Below are 17,177 nucleotides of genomic sequence, written 5' to 3' on the forward strand. Positions count from 1 at the left end.
ACTTATTTTTGTGTATTAATAGATTTATACACATATAGCACTAAATCGGGATTGTAGCTATTAATATAATCTGTTACTTCACCCTCATAGTATCTTGTATCTAACATTCTCGTTTCACTTACCATGGTTGAGAAAAAGGCTGAAAAAGGTAGTGCAAAAGAATCTTTTACAATAAGCACTTTAAAGTCATTTTCTGCGTTTTTATTTTTAATAGCCACCTCTGGGAAGTCTCCGCCAAAATAAGAAGCATAACGATTCGTAAATACACTAGTCGCATTGAGTAAATTTTTCTTAATGATAGCTTCTTCAAAGGTTCCTTCTGCTACTGTAGACCCATTTGTTTTAGTAATCTTTACCTCATAGCTCGTATCAAAGTTAGGTGTCATTAAGGTATAGTCATCTAATCCGCCATAGTACTTACCTACTCTTCTTCCTTGTGAACCTAAAAAGTTTTGTTTATAAAAGGTTTCTTCATAATTACTGCTATCTGTATAGTAATGATTTGGATCTAGGTTAATTCCTGTACTTTCTTTTAAATACTGAACAACTTCTCCTACAGCCCAAAAAGCTGTCTGCGTACGCCAGTGGTGATCTGTATTATAAAAAAGTGTACTATAATCTAAGCCTGCTGATTTAACATTTTCCCTTAGGTCTAATACATCCACATCTTTTTCTTCTAGCTGTTCTTTAAAGGTGTCCGTATTGATTTCTGCATAGTCTATTACTGATGCTGGAAGCTGTGTATACCCCTCTATCACCTTTAATGGTGTTTGAACATATATAAAAGGTACATTTTTTTCTTTTAATAATTCATTAACTTGTCCTATTTCTTCTGCATAAGGTGTTGTATCTACCTTGTTAGTTGCAAATTGTAATTGCCCGTTATTATCTTTAATAACACTTTGTACTAGATTTGTATCTCTAATATAATGTTTCCCTAAAAGGCGCTCAGATAAGCCATATAAGTTAATATAAGCTTCTTTTCCAAAAACTGAATCAGATATACCGGCTTCTATGCCTCCTATGGTGCCTTTTAAAAGTCCCTCTATAGTAGCTTTTTCTGCATAGCCATTTTTCATACCTGATAAAGTTTGTTTCGCAATACTTTTGATATTGGGGCCTATTGTTAAAATGCCCCCTCCAATAAGAGTTACGCAAAATAAGCAAATGCCAACTCTTTGTAATGTCACTTTTTTCATTTTGCTTCCTCCTTAAAAATTAAAGTAAATAAAAGGATTATAGGTTCCTTTTACTAAATACGCTACTGCTACGAAGAAAAGTATACCAAGTACACTCATAGCTAATACACGATTACACTGCTGAATGATTTGGTTTTCTTGTACATAAAGCTTCTTCATCCATTTAGCTACGGGCATTGAAGCAATAACTCCTATAACAAGAAGCATAACGCTTTCACTGATATAAAAGCTTGCTAAATCACCTACTAAAATACCATTTCCCATACCAAACATAGCTTTAATGAAGTTAATAGCTTCTCCAATATTAGCTGCTCTAAATAATACCCAGCTAATGATTACGAGTAATAAGGTATAAAGATGTCCAATAACCTTACTTTTCTCCATCCATTTATCTAAACCTGTAAATTTCTCAATGATTAAAATCACACCGAAATATAAGCCCCATACAATAAAGGTCCAGTTTGCTCCATGCCATATACCTGTTAAAAGCCATACAATCAAAAGATTTCTACCTAGTTTTAACTTACTATTAACACGGCTACCTCCCATAGGGAAATAAACATAATCTCTAAACCAAGTACTTAAAGAGATATGCCATCTTCTCCAGAAGTCTGATACAGATTTCGCTGTATAAGGTAAATTAAAGTTCTCATTAAAGTGGAAACCAAACATTCTTCCTAACCCAATGGCCATATCTGAGTACCCTGAAAAGTCAAAGTAAATTTGTAGCATGTAAGCAATAGCCCCTAGCCAAGCAAAGGCCACACTAATATTACCTGCACCCGTGTTATAAACCTTATCTGCTATCAGTGCAAATTGATTGGCTAGTAAAACCTTCTTACTTAACCCAATAATAAATCTTACAATACCTGATGCAAAATCAGATTCTGTTTCTTTTCTTCCATGAATCTCGTTAGCAATTGTTTCATATCTAACGATTGGTCCTGCAATAAGCTGTGGAAAAAGCGCCACATAAAGTCCTACATCTAGTGGGTTTTTAAGTGCTTTCCCTTTCTCACGGTAAACATCAATCACATAAGAAATACTTTGGAAAGTAAAGAATGAAATACCTATAGGGAGTGCAATTTTAGGTACTGGGAAAGTCGTATGTGCAAGATTATTTAGATTTTCTACAATAAAGCCTGCATATTTAAAAATTCCTAAAATACTCAAGTTAAAAACTAACATTCCTACTAAAATAAGGGTCGTCTTACTTTGCTGCCCGCGGTACTTATCAATAAAATATCCAAATACATAGTTAGCACCTATACAAAGGAGCATGACTAATACAAACTTAGGTTCGCCCCAAGCATAAAAAATCAAACTTGAAATAAGTAATAATAGATTCCTACTGTTTTGCTTTTTGGTTACTCCATAATATAACAAGAGTACAACAGGCAAGAAAACAAATAAGAAAATAGTACTTGAAAATAACATACTCGTCCTCCTTGCTATCATCTATCAACTGTTTTTATTTATATCTGTAGTATATCTGAGTAATCTTAATACTTCCTTAATAGTTATATGTGACAATTTGAATAATTTTTTTAGTAAAAAACCGTTAATTACTCTATATAATTACCAATTACAAATATGGTAAAATAATACTGATTTATCTAGTGACATTTATTTTTTTAAATAGAATCACTCTCTCCCAAGGACTAAGTGTAATAGCCATTTAGTCCTTTTCGCTTTATAGGGCTTTCACCAGTACATATCTTCTAAGTCCACCGTATTTTAGCTTTTCCTTTTCGATGGTATAACCTAATTTTAAGAAATTAGCTACACTATATTCATTTAAAGGTGATGCTGTAGCACATAAAAGTTCATTTCCTCGTTTGCGTGCTTCTTCTTCTAAAGCGGTACATAGCTTTCTTTGTAAGCCTAACCCTCTATAAGCTTCTGCAACTACTGTCGCTTCTATTTGTCCTACCTTCAGTAATGCTTCAGCTGTTAAATCAATATCATAACCATAATTTCTCTCATCATAACCAAAATTTAAATAGGCTCCCATGGCAATAAGCTGATGATCAGCTGTTACATAACCTAGAATACAGCCTTTTTCTTCTATAGCTTCTTCGAACTCTTCTTGCTTTGACACCGCAAATAGTTCAGGATTTCCTATATGTTTTACAATCTCACTTTGCAAATTCATAATTTGCTTTATGTAGCTTTTATCTAATACTTTTAAAACTAAATCGTTTTCACTGGAATGTGACTTCATTTTGCCCTCCTCTTTTTATACTTCCCCTATATATCATAATGATTTTATGGCTTCTCGTCTATGGTTGTTAAGAAATTGTGATATTCTTTAATATTATTCTCATCTATATCTCACTTAAATTTAGTAATTTTATATAATTTCTAATATTATAATATATACATAAAATTCAATAACGAGGAGGTTTATTCAATGAAAAATAAAATTTCTACTTGGGATTACTTGTGGTATGCACTATATGCTTTTGGTGGATTAGGATTAGAAATAGTTTTAATGAGTTTGATCGAACCTATGATGTTCGGTGGCATTAGTACTAGCAATTATACACCAGCACAAACTATTATTCATTGGTTACTCACTATGCTATGTTGGGGCGTAACTGCAACTTTGATCATTCGTAGTTCTAAAAAGAGTTTGGATTTCGACGTATTATCAGATTCAAAACCCACAAGAAATGGACAGGTAATAAGTGCTGTCCTAGTTATTGCTTGTATTGTGCTAAACGCCTTTGATTGGGGTATATTAAAAATCATTGGTGAATTTCAAAAAAAGGGACTACTCTTGTTCATATTTCAGTACATGTACTATTTCTTTGAAGTCGTTTTGGTTTATCTGATTGTAGCATTTGGGCAGAAATTCGCTGAATCTTTACTACAAAAGAAAACTCAAATTCCGTGGGGTGGTCTAGTACTGTGCTGCACATGGGGAGCAGTCCACATTCTAAGTAAAGGCAGCATTTATACAGGTATTGGCGTTATGACATTTGCCCTATTATATGGCGTAATATACCTGTTGCTTAAACGTAACTCAAAATGGTCTTATTTAGCAATGGTAATTGCATTTACCATTTAAAAATGAAAGCACGTATTAAGCAGTGCATGACCTACCGATATGCTTTTTCCTTAAAATAAAGCTGACAGCCATACAAAGAGAAATTTGCCTTGATATTTATGAGAATTACATCTGAGAGAAAATAAATATAAACATTATAAACGTTCAAGACCCTAATCGAGGCGTGCAAAAAAATAATAACAATGCGTCATTTTTTATTAGGGATTCGGCTTCTTGAATACATATACATAAGTGTAAAAACAAATAGATAAACAAAGTTTTAAACTAGAGTCTTAAGGTCTTAGCTTCCTAGCCTAGGGTGCACCGGCCGAGACTTTTAGGAGCTCCTCACTCATTGGTTTAACTTTCATAGCTAGTCTTAGTAGGCACTAAGCAATAACGCATACGTGCTGAGGAGCCATTTTGCGCCTTGCTTAAGGTCTATTTAGCTAGCTGTGAAAGTTCATTTCAAGAGTCTGGAGTCAAAAATAGCTCTTCAAGTAGTGATACTGCTTGAAGAGCTATTTTTGTTGTCTTTAACTACTATCAATAAAATAACTAAGCTTTGTTTTTTTGGAAGATACATCAAGCCAGTAGCTTTATGCATGACTGTTGATCTCTCTTTTCTGCTCTTCTCGTTTAGGAGCATGAACGTTTATGAGCTTAATAACGCTTGTAAGAAATAAGAGGATAAGGGCTGCCTGTAGGAATGACTTCGTAGTATTTTTTAGAAGCACTTGGTGAACTTTTTTGATGGGTTTTAGTGTGAGTGTTTGAATGAAATGAGTTTTCACACGTTCATCAAAAAAGTGAGCCTAGTGCTTCAAAAAATACGGAGTGGAATTCCGGAAGGTAGTCCTTATCCTCTCATTTCCGCCCAGTAGCATGCCTCATAAACGTTACTCCTCCTGCTGTTTTTTATCTCTATAAACTTTTAGCTTCTCATTGAGCCTGTCAGTTGTTTTTCTATCATTAAGGTACACAATTGTGCAAACAAAAACATATACCGCTACTATAATCAAACTAAACGTTATGATTTGTTTGATATCCTTTCCTTCAACCCATTCAAAACTAAGGCCTCCTACCATTAAAATAATGAATATGACTATAAAATGTACGCCTTGCCTAAATATCATTTGTTTCTTCGTTAACTCCTTAGCAGAGTGAAAAATAATATTCATGCATGCAGTTAGGAATGAAAGGACTAATATTTGCCACAAAATACTTGGAGATATATCTTTTTCAGCATAAAAAAATGCTGTGAACAAAGTTGCTCCACCCACAGTACCAGTGGTAATAATAAAAAATTGATTCATAATCCGTCTTATTTCTTCCTTCATAAGCTCCCCCTATAACCCTAATTTCCTTTTTAGTTCTGGTACAAACTGCCTAGAGATAATAACCTTTTCGTCATTATCTAATAAAGCTTCAAACCTTCCATTAAAGGCAGGACTTAAATGCTTAATCTTAGTTAAATTTAAAATAATAGATTTAGAAGCTCTAAAAAAGTCTGTATGTGCATACATATTTTCAATTTCATAAAGCTTTAGTTTAGATTCATAGACCTTTTCCTTACAGTAAATAAATATTTTATTATCAACTGCTTCAAAATAATAAATCTCGTTAGGAATAATCATATGAATGATCCCTTTATCAAAACCTACTATTTTTTGATGTTGCATTTTAATGCCATAAATGGTCTGTAACAAAGCTTCATCTAATTCATGACATCTAATAATAATGGCTTCCTCTTCTCCCTCTACTACATCCTCAATAATAATTTTCATACCTTTCCCCTTTATTCATTATCGATCGGAAATTCTTCTTTTTTTAGCAATCACTCCTGCTAATATTGTGAATATTATAGCACTTCCTAATAAAATAAGTAAACTCATACCATTACTCATTTGTGTATCTCCCCAAGTTATACTAACACCCATATATTCTTTATAAAGTGAAATAGCTTCTGTAGGGGCTCCTTCAAATACAGTATTGATAGCTGGGGTAGTATAAAGTTCTCTCATCATAGCAGTGCCATATAAAATAGGAAAGCCCTTTAGTACACTTTGCACACTCTCTGGCAGACTTCCCATAGGCAAGTAAATAGCTGAGACAAACCCTATTAAAGTTCCTAAAGTTGTTGTTAAAGCCCCATAACTATTCATCGTATGAACAAAAGATGTGATGCAAAATAACATAGCCACACTAGAAACAATGTTGACTAACATCACTCCCATAACTGCTAACATCCTCAAAGGGCTTAATAGGCTTCCTCCTACTCCTAAAATATAAAACTGAGAGAATATAAAGGTGGCTATTCCAAAAGCAAAGGCTGTAATAGTGGCTGCAATAATATAGCTTAATACTAATTTAAAACGACTAATAGGGGCTACTAAAAAACCTTGCAATTTATGGTCTTCTTCATCTTTTATCATAATGCCTAGCATAGTGCAGCTGATCATAACAGCATTAACAATCATAATTCCTGCCATTAACCAACTATTAGTTACATAGAGTGCTTTGGCTTTTTCTATATTGGCGAACTCTTGAAGATATTTAATATTGACATCTCCTAAAAAAACGGTATTTAATGCTAAAATAATAAGCATGGATAAAAAAGAGAAAAAAACATTCTGCTTGTCTTTTAAATACATTAACATATGACGTTTCACTAATACACCTAATATTTTCACTTCTATGCCTCCCTCAAACATTTTCCTGTAATATTCAAAAATGCATCTTCCATAGTGCCTTGAACCATTTCAAAGCTTGTCATAAACTGTTTTAAATCCTGGAGTACTTCTATAGCACTTAAGCTATTAGGTAATTCTACATTAATACGTGCTCCTTCTTCTTCAAAAGCAAAATGACCTGCCTTTAAGTAGTTAAGTATCTCTGTTTTGTGATTGGGTACTAATTTCAACTGGTCACTAGCATACTTTTCTTTAAGCTGCTGTGGTGTATCAAAAGCTACTATTTTACCGGCATCCATGACTGCTACATGATGAGCTCTTACAGCTTCCTCCATATAATGAGTCGTTAAAAAGACTGTCATTCCCCTTGTTTTCTGTAAGTCCTCAATAAGCTCCCATACAACCTTTCTTGTATGAGGATCAAGTCCCGTAGTTGGTTCATCTAAAAACAAAATATCCGGTTCATTCAATAAAGCTCTTGCAATTTCACAACGTCTCTTTTGTCCTCCCGAAAGTTCTTTAAAGCTTTTATTTAACAGTTCACCAATATCAAAAATATCACATACCTTATTAATATTAGCTTTAACCTTTTCCCCATTGCTTTCATACAAATAAGCTCTTGTATATAAGTTTTGACGGATTGTTAAGCGTTCATCTAAAGTATTTCCTTGAAAGACAACTCCTATTTTATGTCTAATACGCTTATCTTCCCTTCCTAAACTTAACCCACTAATATAGACATCTCCCGATGTTTTTTTTAAAAGCGTGCAAAGCATATTAATCGTAGTAGATTTTCCGGCCCCATTAATACCAAGAAATCCAAAGAGTTCCCCTTGTTCTACTTTAAAACTAATATCATCTACAGCTTTAACCTCTCCAAACTGTTTAACTAAATGATTCACTTCTATACAGTACATCTTATTTCCCCTTCCCTTTTATGATCTTTATACTATGACTATAGGTAACAGTAGCTCATTCAGCAATAACTTACCCATTAAGTTACTTTTTCGGCCTATTAAGTTGAAGTTTTTGGGGTATGAAATGCATGCTCCATCTAAAAAAGCGTCACAGGCTTGTAGCACTGTGACGCTTACATTAGTATTTTAAATTTGGCTCATATCATTGATTTAAATAGCTATTACTTATTCCCTAGCCAACATTCTACTACTTGCTATTAATGAGTTAGGTATAGATATAACAGTTTAATGGTATTTTCTAGGGCTGTATAATGGGTACGCTCCATCCCATGAGATGCATGCACACCAGGTCCAATTAATGCACCTCTTATATTATTGCCACCACGAAGGGCAGCACCTACATCAGAACCATACATAGGATAAATATCTACTACATACTTTAAGTTGTTTGCTTTAGCTAGTTCTACTAATTTTGTAGTCATTTCATAGTCGTAGGGTCCACCTGAATCCTTTGCACAAATAGAAACATCATATTCACTACAATTCAAGTCTTCCCCTATGCACCCCATATCTACTGCAATCATTTCTGTAATATCTTCTGGAATATAACTAGAACCATGTCCTACTTCTTCATAAACTGAAATAAAAATTTTAGTTGTAAAGTGTGGCTGTATATTTTCTCGGTGTAAAAGCTCTAATAGTCCCATGAGCGCTGCTACACTTCCTTTATCATCTATAAAACGTGATTTGATAAAGCCACTTTCTGTAATAACTGTTTTAGGTTCAATAAAAACAAAATCCCCTGACTCAATACCTAAGGCCAATACATCTTCCTTTGTACGAACTACTTCATCAATACGGATTTCCATTTTTTCTGGTGTACGTTCTTTACTTTTGCTATCTTCATAAACATGAGCAGCTGGACTTGTGCTTAAAAAGGTCCCTGTGTAAACTTTCCCTTCTCTAGTACGTATCTGACAGTATTCACTATCTAAAGTAGCAGGAATAGGTCCACCAATTAAAGTAAACTTTAAAGTGCCAGCACTAGTAATCGAACGTACCATGGCCCCTAAAGTATCTACATGAGCAGATAAGCCAATCACTTGTTCTTTACTTTTCCCTGGAATGGTAATAATACCACAACCTTTTCTGGTTGTTTCAAAAGCATAATCAAACGCTTTTGCTTTTTGCTTAATAAGATCTATTACTTCATAACAAAAGCCGCTAGGACTATGCAGTGCTAATATTTCCTTAGCTGTATTTAAGACGTAGTCTTTGTTAATGTCTAAATTCATGTCTCACTCACCCTTTCTTTCCTCTATAGTATACAACTATTTTAGGATGAATACACCTAACATTGATCCATAACCAGACAATTAGTAACTTTATTAAGTTCCATATATCTTACGCCATATGGCAAGACATTTACCATTAAATCGGTCGTTACTTTATAGCCCCTCTCCTTATAAAAAGTTTCAAATTCCTTACAATCTTTAATAAAACAAATTTCTATACGCTTCACACCTCGAGCATATAACGCATTTTCAGCATGTTTCAATAGGAGTGAGCCCCCTCCCTTATTACAAAATGTAGGTAACACTGCCAGACGACTAATATACCCTTTTTCTTTATTATTCCTATCTATCCAGTAGCGTATGGTTCCTATCGCTTGCTTTTCCTCATAAAGCAAACAAACTTTGAAGCCCTTTGAAAGTGCTTCTTCTATATCCGTTTTACTTTCAAACCCTGCATAACTAGGATAATTCTCCTTTGTTATGTCAAGCAATCTAGCTTGTTCTTTATAGGCTTCCCTAATAATCTCAGCTACAAGCCCTACTTGTTCTCTTTGTATTTGTTTTATTACAAACATCAAGGTCCCCTCTCCTATCAGTTGATTTTATATTTTCTCAAAACTCTGTAAACTTTTACAATAAATATACAATATTCAAATTAATTTTTCAACCCTAAATACAATATTGACAAAATAAGCCGCTTAAGGTTAACATAATTCTATTGATAATGATTTAAATTAAACTAGATTGAAAAGGATTATTTTTATGCAATTACCTGATTTACCCAAGATTGGTTTACGTACAACTAAAACGGCATTAGCTGTTTTTTTATGCTTATCACTTTTTCCAGCTGAGCCTTTTTTTGCTTGTATGACTACTATTTTCTGCTTGCAAGATACTTCTAGCAACTCTCGCAAGATGGCTTTTATTCGTGGTTTTGGTACAATACTTGGAGGTGCTATAGGTCTATGTTTTCTTTATGTATGCCGCTTTGTTAAACAAACGATTCCCATATCCTACTTAGGTACTTTATGTACTTACCTTATTATTGCATTAGGTATTATCACCATCATTTATCTTCTTAACCTACTTAAACGACAAGGATGCATCCCTATTGCTTGTATTGTGTTTTTAGCTGTAACAACAGCCAATGCCTATAAGGCACCTGTTCACTATACTTTAAACCGTATTATTGAAACTTTATTTGGCATTATAATTGGTTTATTAGTTAATCATTTTGTCACTCCCCCAAAAGATTTTCATAAAAAGGTAGGCTAGTGTTTACATTTAGCAGTGAAACAAATACTTTTTCTATCTTGCAAAAATGACTTCACATAAAAATAAGTTAGCTTGTTAAATAACAAGCTAACTTATTTTTTACACTACTTTATTCTAAACAAGCATTAGGCCTGTTTTTCTTAATTACCTGTGAGATCCCTAATTCACGAATGCGATCGAAATAAGCATCACCAGAATGCTTTAATATAAAGTCAATTTCTTCTGTATAAAGAGGCATAACATTATAAATGTAAGTTGTTTTTTCTCCCTCTTTAAAGGTATAAAACTTCATATCCTCTTGAACAACAGGTGGATAAATCAGCATACCACATAAATCACTACCGCTATAATAAGGCATTCTCTCTTCTCCATTTCCAACTGTATGTCCCCAGCCTAAATAGCTATTAGTCAGTCTTGGATACATTGCTAAATCTCTTAGGCTTTGTAGTAACCAACTATTTTCTTCTTTTAAAAATCCCTCATCTGAAATATCAAAGCTTTTATCTATAAACATAACAAGCTCTGCATAAGCATTTCCTTTCAGATACTCTGGTACATTCATAGGCAGATAACGCATGCCATTGGTCACTAGGGCATTAAACTTTTCCCCTTGGAAAGATAAGATATCTATAGGAGGATCAGTTGGCGTTATTTGTTTATAAATGCTTTCAAATTCTCCTAAGGAACGTTCTAAGTGATTCATATAGCTTGGCTCTTCTTTAAACTTCGTTACAACCCCTTCTTTTGAGTCTACTACTTTTTTCGCGGGTTTAGAATTGCTATCAGCAGCTTCTAAATCCGCAACTTTAATAATAGCCGTCTTACTTAGATCTTCTTGCTCCTCTGTAGCTTCTAAATCTTTTAAATTAATAATAGCTGTTTGATTTAAATCTACTTGGCTACTTTCTTGTTCTATCTTTTCTATAGGAAATCTAGTTGTTTTACTTAAGTCTTCTTTTTGATGTGCTAAGGACATAATAGCTGCTTCACTCAAGTCTTTATTTTGTTCCTCCATAGGAATAATAGCTGTCTTGTTTAAATCCTCTGAAAAACTAGCTTTTTCATCTAGCTTAGTCGTTTTACTACTAGTCTCAGTTTCTGCTTCTTTTTCTTCTAGTTCTTCTATCCCTTGTATCATCTGATATGCTAAACCACCCTCTGCTTCTTCAGTAGCTGGTAACTTACTTATCGATTCTTCTACGACTTGTTCCAGATCATCATCATCTTCTTCTTCATCGTCTTCTATTACCTCACCTTTCATATAATGAATACCTGCATATAAAAGATAAATAAGCGCTCCAAAAATATAAACAACTTTGAAAACAGGTTGTAACAAGCCATCTGCTACTACATTAATACAGTTATAAGTCCCATGTATAATGATGCAAATCCATAAATTATTAGTCCAATAATAAAGTAAGCTTAAATAAAGACCTATCCCAAATGATACCATGGCTACCTGACTTATATTACCTGCAAATAAACTTTCAAAATTAGTTTCTAGCATGGTAAGGGGCACATGAATCAACATAAAAAGCAAAGTAGCTCCTAAAATCGATAGAAAGGCTTTTCTTCCCGTTAGCTTTAAAAAGTTATTCAAGATGCATCCTCTATAAATCACTTCTTGTAAAAAAGCAGTACTTACAAAAAAGATTAAAACATGAGTTATGATATAAGTAACACTATAAGCACTTTTTCCTCCTGAGATATAATTGAGTGCATAAGTAATACCAGCTGCTATACCTAGGTAGCATAAATTGCTTAATAATGAAAAAATATTTTCTTTAAAACTTATAATACCCATTTCTTTATAAGCATTTTTAAAAATAAGATGATTGACTAATATAATAATTAAGAAACCTTCTATGACCATATAAACGACTTCACTAATAAGCCATTGGTATTCTCCGCGTAACCCACCTATAGTAGCGCCTATAGGTACTGCTATTCTAAATAACAGCATAAGGATTTCTAATGCGAATAAGGTTACAAGCTGTCCTATGTATTTCATTCGAGATTCTCTTTCTTCTGCCAATTTTCTTCCTCCTTATCCTACTATCTTTTCTTATTATACGACAAACAAAAGAAATTAAGCTAGAGGATTTTTATCATTATTTAGTGGCGAAGAAGTGCCTTTGCTATTAAACCTAACCCGCCAAAAGTACCACCAAACATTAAGATATAATCTATCAAACTGGTTGCATGAAAAATAATATTTAAACTAAGTATGATTTGAATCATAATGACAATAGCACCAATAGCAGTAATAATCCAACCTATAGGTGATTTATGATTAAAAAAGATAATAGCAATACCTACTAATAACGGAATCGTTACTGCTCCTCCTGGCAAATTGAACCCAAATAACTGCTTAATCCATATAACTCCAATAGTAGTATTTTTAAAAATGTTATAAAGCCCTATAATAACTAGTACAACTCCAATTCCAAAATCACGTATAGATGTATCCTTAGACATATACTCTCCCCACTTTCATTTATTGAAGATTAGAACGATTGAGCTAGTATTACAACCCAATAGTTTAAATATTTATAATTATTTTACTATAAATATAAATATTCATCAATGCAATAATACTGTGACAAGTATTCTGCTTAAAACAAAAAGCCAAAAGGACCTTTATCCTTTTGGCTTTTCAATTTAACTTACTTTATAACATAATAGCGTAATCATAGGCTTTATCTTCTTTTATCATTTGCTCTATTACCTTAGCTACATCTTCGTTTTTCTCTAAGACACATTCGTTCAGCCAATAAGCGATTGCATCACCACGATAACAAACGCCACAATGTGTATCATCTATCCAAAAAGGATGATTAATACTTTCATCATAAATCCAGTTATTAAACCTTCTAATAAGCGTATCCATATCTAATGCTACACCATCCGGACAATAAATATAATCTGCATCATAATCAAAATCTACTTTGATAACCATCTGTTTGTTCCTCCTTATTTTCATCATCCATTTCCGTCTTCATTGCCTATTGGCACTTATTCTTAGCTTTCCCATTTTATATACGCACATACATTTTATCACCTTTATAACTTAGGAAATACTTACTTATTTTATATCCAATACCAACACAGATTACTAAAACAAGTCCTAGTAAAACAAAGGTCACTTTCAATCCAACTAAATCACCTATTACTCCTGATAGTGGAAAAAATAAAATCATCATAATAGAAAAAGCCATGCTTTGTACTGAAATTAAAGTAGCTCGTTGTTTTGAAGGTATGAGTTTGTTCATAGCTTCACTACTAATCGGTTGTAAAACAGCTGTTAATCCACCTATAAAGCAAAATAGCACTATACTAAACCACTGCTCACTCCAATAAAAGCCTACCATACATACCGCTATGAGTAAAGCTACTATAGTTGTAGTATGGTGCCTTAATTTCTTAACTAAGTAATTAGAGGCCAAAGCCCCTCCTCCAGCTAAAACACTATTGAGTAAGAAAATAATGGCAATGCCTACTTTACTCACTCCTTGTTCTGCAAAATACTGCTGTCCATAGAAATAAATAATAGCTGAAATCGCTAAAATGATTGGATAATAGACTAGCAAAAAGGCTAGTTCCATATTAGCTTTAATAAGCTGCATAGTTAACTTAAAGTGCACTCTAAAACTAACTTTTTCCTCTTTTTCATAAATAAGAGCTTCTTCAAAACCTAAAGCTAATAACAGTGCCGCTATAGTAAAAATAATAGCAATGCTATAGCTTAACAGGTACGATCTTTCAGCTAGTAATGCGCCTAAAAAAGCACCTATACCTTGAGTCACTTCTATAATAAAATTCAAACGACCATTTACTTTAACATACTGTTCTTCTTTTCCAAGTTGCTTTAAGCTATCATAAACCAGTGCTTCTTCTGAGCCTGAGCTTAAATTGAAAGAAGCGGCTGAAAAAATGAAGCTTATCGCAAAACCCCAAAAACCATTAGCACTAATCATTAGAAGGGTGGCTATTAAAGCACTTATCCTACTTAATACAATGGTTTTCTTTCTACCTAATAAATCCGCTATAGCACCTGTTGGAATCTCGAAGAGCATACTAGTCAAATGAAATATGCCTTCTAAAAGTCCAATCTCAGCTAAATTCATCCCTCTATAAGCTAAATATAACACCCAAATGGAACTCGTCATATCCATGCACTTAATGCCAGTATAAATATAATTAATAAAAATATTTCTTTGTATACGTTTCATATTTCGCTCCTATTTTTCTCTGTTTTATTGGTTTCTTTTTTGCACAATAAAAGAGGTCCTTCTTTTGAAGAAACCTCTTTAGAGTTGGAGCTACTTACCTAAAAAAAGCTTAATGTCATCACTTTTTTCTAAAAAAAGGCATAGTATCCCCAACCCACAGTAACATACCTGTTTTTGACATACTGCTACTTGCCATTGGGGTGTATCCTTGTTTGATAGCAAAAAGTTTCATAACATAAGCTCCTTTCTTTTTTATCACTATGTTTGCATTGTACTATATCACATTGTCAAATACAATGCTTATTCTTTTATAGCTGATAAAATCTTTTCGTAATAATTTTCTTCCAGTACCTTGGCTGAATAGTAAAACTTAGCATCTACTGTATCAATCATATCTCTTACATAATCTTCATCTACATCAGCACCTATAGCTGTGGTAAACTCCTTGGTTAAGGCATTATAACGCCCTTTACCTGTAATAAAGTTACGACTATAAAGCATCACTAATGGCTCTGAAGAAGAGAAAATATCTGTTCCTACAAATAATCTAGAATCATACTCAAGGCCCATTAAGTTAGATAAGGTTGGTAATACATCTAGGCTAGAACAAGGCTTATCGATTACTGTAGGTGTCATGCCAGGTGTATAAAGAAGAAAAGTACTTTTATAAATACCAAAATCTTCATCTACTGTTTTACCAGCTAGTTCGCTAATATACTCATTATTAAGACCATAAGGATAATGATCTGGTGTAATTGCAATTAAAGTATGGTCTAATACGCCAGCTTCTTCTAATTGCTTTAATAAACTTTCTATAGCCCTATCTAATTCAATCTGACAAGCTAAATAAGCTTTGGCTGTCTCTGATAAGTCTAAGTCTTTGACTAAATCCTCATTTTTCTTAGACATGTCATTTTCTGAGAAGGAATAATTCATATGACCACTTACTGTCATATAGTACGTATGAAAAGGTGCATCATGAACATACTCGGCTGCAGATTCATCCATCATTTCTACATCAGACTCTGGCCAAGCTTCTTCTATATCTAACCCTTTTCCCTTAGCTCTATAATCATAGCCAAGGTTAGGATGAGAAATATCTCTATCATAATAATCATAGTCATGGTCATGGAACGCCATAGTCTTATAGCCTTCCTTTGCAAGCTGATTTCCTAAAGTAAATGGCATTGCGTTAGCTCCAGAACTTGCCATACTCCATATACCACTCTTTGGAATTTGCCCTGTACATAGAGCATATTCACCATCTGAAGTACTTAATTCCCATAATGGCGTATAGAAATTTGTAAACTGATAGCCTTCTTTGGAAAGCTTATAAAGTGTTGGTGTTAAATCTTCTCTGATAGCATAAGGTGAGAAGCCTTCCGCTGTAATCGTAATCAAATTATAACCTTTGTATTTCCCCGTATATTCATTTTTAGCTGTAGGCTTTACGTTTTTAAAGTAAGTATGCATAGCTTTCATCTCTTCTGAATCTGCTTCTGCAATAAGTTTATCAAAATCAATATCTAACTCATTATAATCAACATTTTCTTCTACATTTTCGCTCATAGCTGGTACGCTACTATCTGGAAAATCCATATCATCATCAGGTGCTTGTGAAAGCAGGACAACTTCTTGATTGCTTTCTGTTAGACCTGGGTTCCAGTCAAATAAAGTACGCTTAGCATCTAATCTTAAAGTCGTCATAAGGCCAAGTTTTTCTGCTGCAATAATAGGATAATGATGCTGATAATATAAATCATAAGGAGAATAAGCATCCTTCGCTCCTAAATGAAGGAAACCTACAGCAATCAATTGTGCTAGTATTGCTATACCTCCTAAAGCAAATCTTTCTTTAGCCTTTACTACTTTAAATGGTTTAATCCACTTTTTAACAATAAGTAATAATACAAATGGTACAAGCATTAATGAGATTGGTCCTATATCATTCTTTAATTTAATCATGATAATTTCCCAGAATTCAAAAACCTGACCTGCATTAGATGCTGAATATAAGGTATAAAACATCCTAAAAATCTTATAGTAAATGAACTGTGATATAAAAACAAAAGTAATCACACCTAATAAAGTGCAACCTACCGTATTCCTTTTTTCTTCTTTGAAAGCCGTACAAATCAAATAGCATAACACACCTACTGGCACAGCAAATAATAAGCTATAAAACAGTCCTGAACTTAAAAATTTGCCACTAAACACTATTCGAAAAACACTTTCTAAATAGTAAAGTGCTGCAATTAAATAAATGAGTAACATCCTACCGTCCCTCTCTTTTTCCCCATAGCATTCTATTTTAAATATCAAATTCTAATATATCATAAATTCTGTTGCAATCAACCATTTAAATAACTAAACTTCCTGGCAATTTTTATAAGTTATTAGCTATTTTAACAAGAAAATTTTCTACTGGTACATTCTTAATCAAATTTTAACAATTAAAATTTTAACATTGACTTAATATTATACTTATGTATATAATAATCACAGATTTCAAAT

At 33.2% G+C, this 17,177-nt stretch carries 16 protein-coding genes; 2 read left to right on the forward strand and 14 right to left on the reverse strand.

Annotated elements, in window-relative coordinates:
• Positions 1 to 2: 2 nt before the first annotated feature.
• From EKH84_RS18300 to EKH84_RS18310, 3 genes are all read right to left on the reverse strand, one after another.
• On the reverse strand, positions 3 to 1,199 hold the full coding sequence (locus EKH84_RS18300) for an alginate O-acetyltransferase AlgX-related protein (RefSeq protein ID WP_013658042.1): 1,197 nt from the start codon (positions 1,197 to 1,199) through the stop codon (positions 3 to 5).
• 12 nt (positions 1,200 to 1,211) lie between these two features.
• A complete protein-coding gene (locus EKH84_RS18305) occupies positions 1,212 to 2,636 on the reverse strand; it encodes an MBOAT family O-acyltransferase (protein WP_127067400.1) in 1,425 nt (474 codons plus the stop codon).
• Positions 2,637 to 2,892: 256 nt separating this feature from the next.
• Entirely contained in the window at positions 2,893 to 3,423 is a 531-nt protein-coding gene (locus tag EKH84_RS18310) for a GNAT family N-acetyltransferase (protein WP_127067401.1), read from the reverse strand.
• 189 nt (positions 3,424 to 3,612) lie between these two features.
• On the opposite strand from EKH84_RS18310, the gene EKH84_RS18315 reads away from it, so the two are divergent.
• Positions 3,613 to 4,272: a hypothetical protein gene (locus EKH84_RS18315; RefSeq protein WP_127067402.1), complete on the forward strand. Its 660-nt coding sequence runs from the start codon at positions 3,613 to 3,615 to the stop codon at positions 4,270 to 4,272.
• Between the two features lie 878 nt (positions 4,273 to 5,150).
• On the opposite strand, the gene EKH84_RS18320 is transcribed toward EKH84_RS18315, so the two are convergent.
• The 6 genes from EKH84_RS18320 to EKH84_RS18345 form a co-directional block, all read right to left on the reverse strand.
• Positions 5,151 to 5,591: a DUF3021 domain-containing protein gene (locus EKH84_RS18320; RefSeq protein ID WP_127067403.1), complete on the reverse strand. Its 441-nt coding sequence runs from the start codon at positions 5,589 to 5,591 to the stop codon at positions 5,151 to 5,153.
• A gap of 9 nt (positions 5,592 to 5,600) precedes the next feature.
• On the reverse strand, positions 5,601 to 6,038 hold the full coding sequence (locus EKH84_RS18325) for a LytTR family DNA-binding domain-containing protein (RefSeq protein WP_127067404.1): 438 nt from the start codon (positions 6,036 to 6,038) through the stop codon (positions 5,601 to 5,603).
• Positions 6,039 to 6,056: 18 nt separating this feature from the next.
• Entirely contained in the window at positions 6,057 to 6,944 is an 888-nt protein-coding gene (locus tag EKH84_RS18330; protein WP_190283390.1) for an ABC transporter permease, read from the reverse strand.
• 2 nt (positions 6,945 to 6,946) lie between these two features.
• Positions 6,947 to 7,861: an ABC transporter ATP-binding protein gene (locus EKH84_RS18335; protein WP_127067406.1), complete on the reverse strand. Its 915-nt coding sequence runs from the start codon at positions 7,859 to 7,861 to the stop codon at positions 6,947 to 6,949.
• A 257-nt stretch (positions 7,862 to 8,118) separates the two neighbouring features.
• Positions 8,119 to 9,156 (reverse strand): M42 family metallopeptidase, encoded by a 1,038-nt coding sequence (locus tag EKH84_RS18340; RefSeq protein ID WP_013658050.1) that lies wholly within the window; start codon positions 9,154 to 9,156, stop codon positions 8,119 to 8,121.
• Positions 9,157 to 9,212: 56 nt separating this feature from the next.
• Entirely contained in the window at positions 9,213 to 9,731 is a 519-nt protein-coding gene (locus EKH84_RS18345; protein WP_127067407.1) for a GNAT family N-acetyltransferase, read from the reverse strand.
• A gap of 187 nt (positions 9,732 to 9,918) precedes the next feature.
• On the opposite strand from EKH84_RS18345, the gene EKH84_RS18350 reads away from it, so the two are divergent.
• Positions 9,919 to 10,431, forward strand: coding sequence for an FUSC family protein (locus EKH84_RS18350; protein ID WP_013658052.1), 513 nt, complete (start codon positions 9,919 to 9,921; stop codon positions 10,429 to 10,431).
• A 109-nt stretch (positions 10,432 to 10,540) separates the two neighbouring features.
• On the opposite strand, the gene EKH84_RS18355 is transcribed toward EKH84_RS18350, so the two are convergent.
• The 5 genes from EKH84_RS18355 to EKH84_RS18375 form a co-directional block, all read right to left on the reverse strand.
• Positions 10,541 to 12,466 carry a suppressor of fused domain protein gene (locus EKH84_RS18355; protein WP_127067408.1) on the reverse strand — a complete coding sequence of 642 codons (1,926 nt, stop codon included), beginning with the start codon at positions 12,464 to 12,466 and terminating at the stop codon, positions 10,541 to 10,543.
• 80 nt (positions 12,467 to 12,546) lie between these two features.
• Positions 12,547 to 12,909: a hypothetical protein gene (locus EKH84_RS18360; protein WP_013658054.1), complete on the reverse strand. Its 363-nt coding sequence runs from the start codon at positions 12,907 to 12,909 to the stop codon at positions 12,547 to 12,549.
• 193 nt (positions 12,910 to 13,102) lie between these two features.
• Complete coding sequence (locus EKH84_RS18365; protein WP_127067409.1) at positions 13,103 to 13,390, reverse strand: hypothetical protein; 288 nt, start codon at positions 13,388 to 13,390, stop codon at positions 13,103 to 13,105.
• A 76-nt stretch (positions 13,391 to 13,466) separates the two neighbouring features.
• Positions 13,467 to 14,663 (reverse strand): MFS transporter, encoded by a 1,197-nt coding sequence (locus tag EKH84_RS18370; RefSeq protein WP_127067410.1) that lies wholly within the window; start codon positions 14,661 to 14,663, stop codon positions 13,467 to 13,469.
• Between the two features lie 300 nt (positions 14,664 to 14,963).
• Positions 14,964 to 16,937 (reverse strand): LTA synthase family protein, encoded by a 1,974-nt coding sequence (locus tag EKH84_RS18375; protein WP_127067411.1) that lies wholly within the window; start codon positions 16,935 to 16,937, stop codon positions 14,964 to 14,966.
• Positions 16,938 to 17,177: the final 240 nt, after the last annotated feature.

Source organism: Cellulosilyticum sp. WCF-2, from assembly GCF_003990395.1.
In the GTDB taxonomy this organism is placed as follows: domain Bacteria; phylum Bacillota; class Clostridia; order Lachnospirales; family Cellulosilyticaceae; genus Cellulosilyticum; species Cellulosilyticum lentocellum.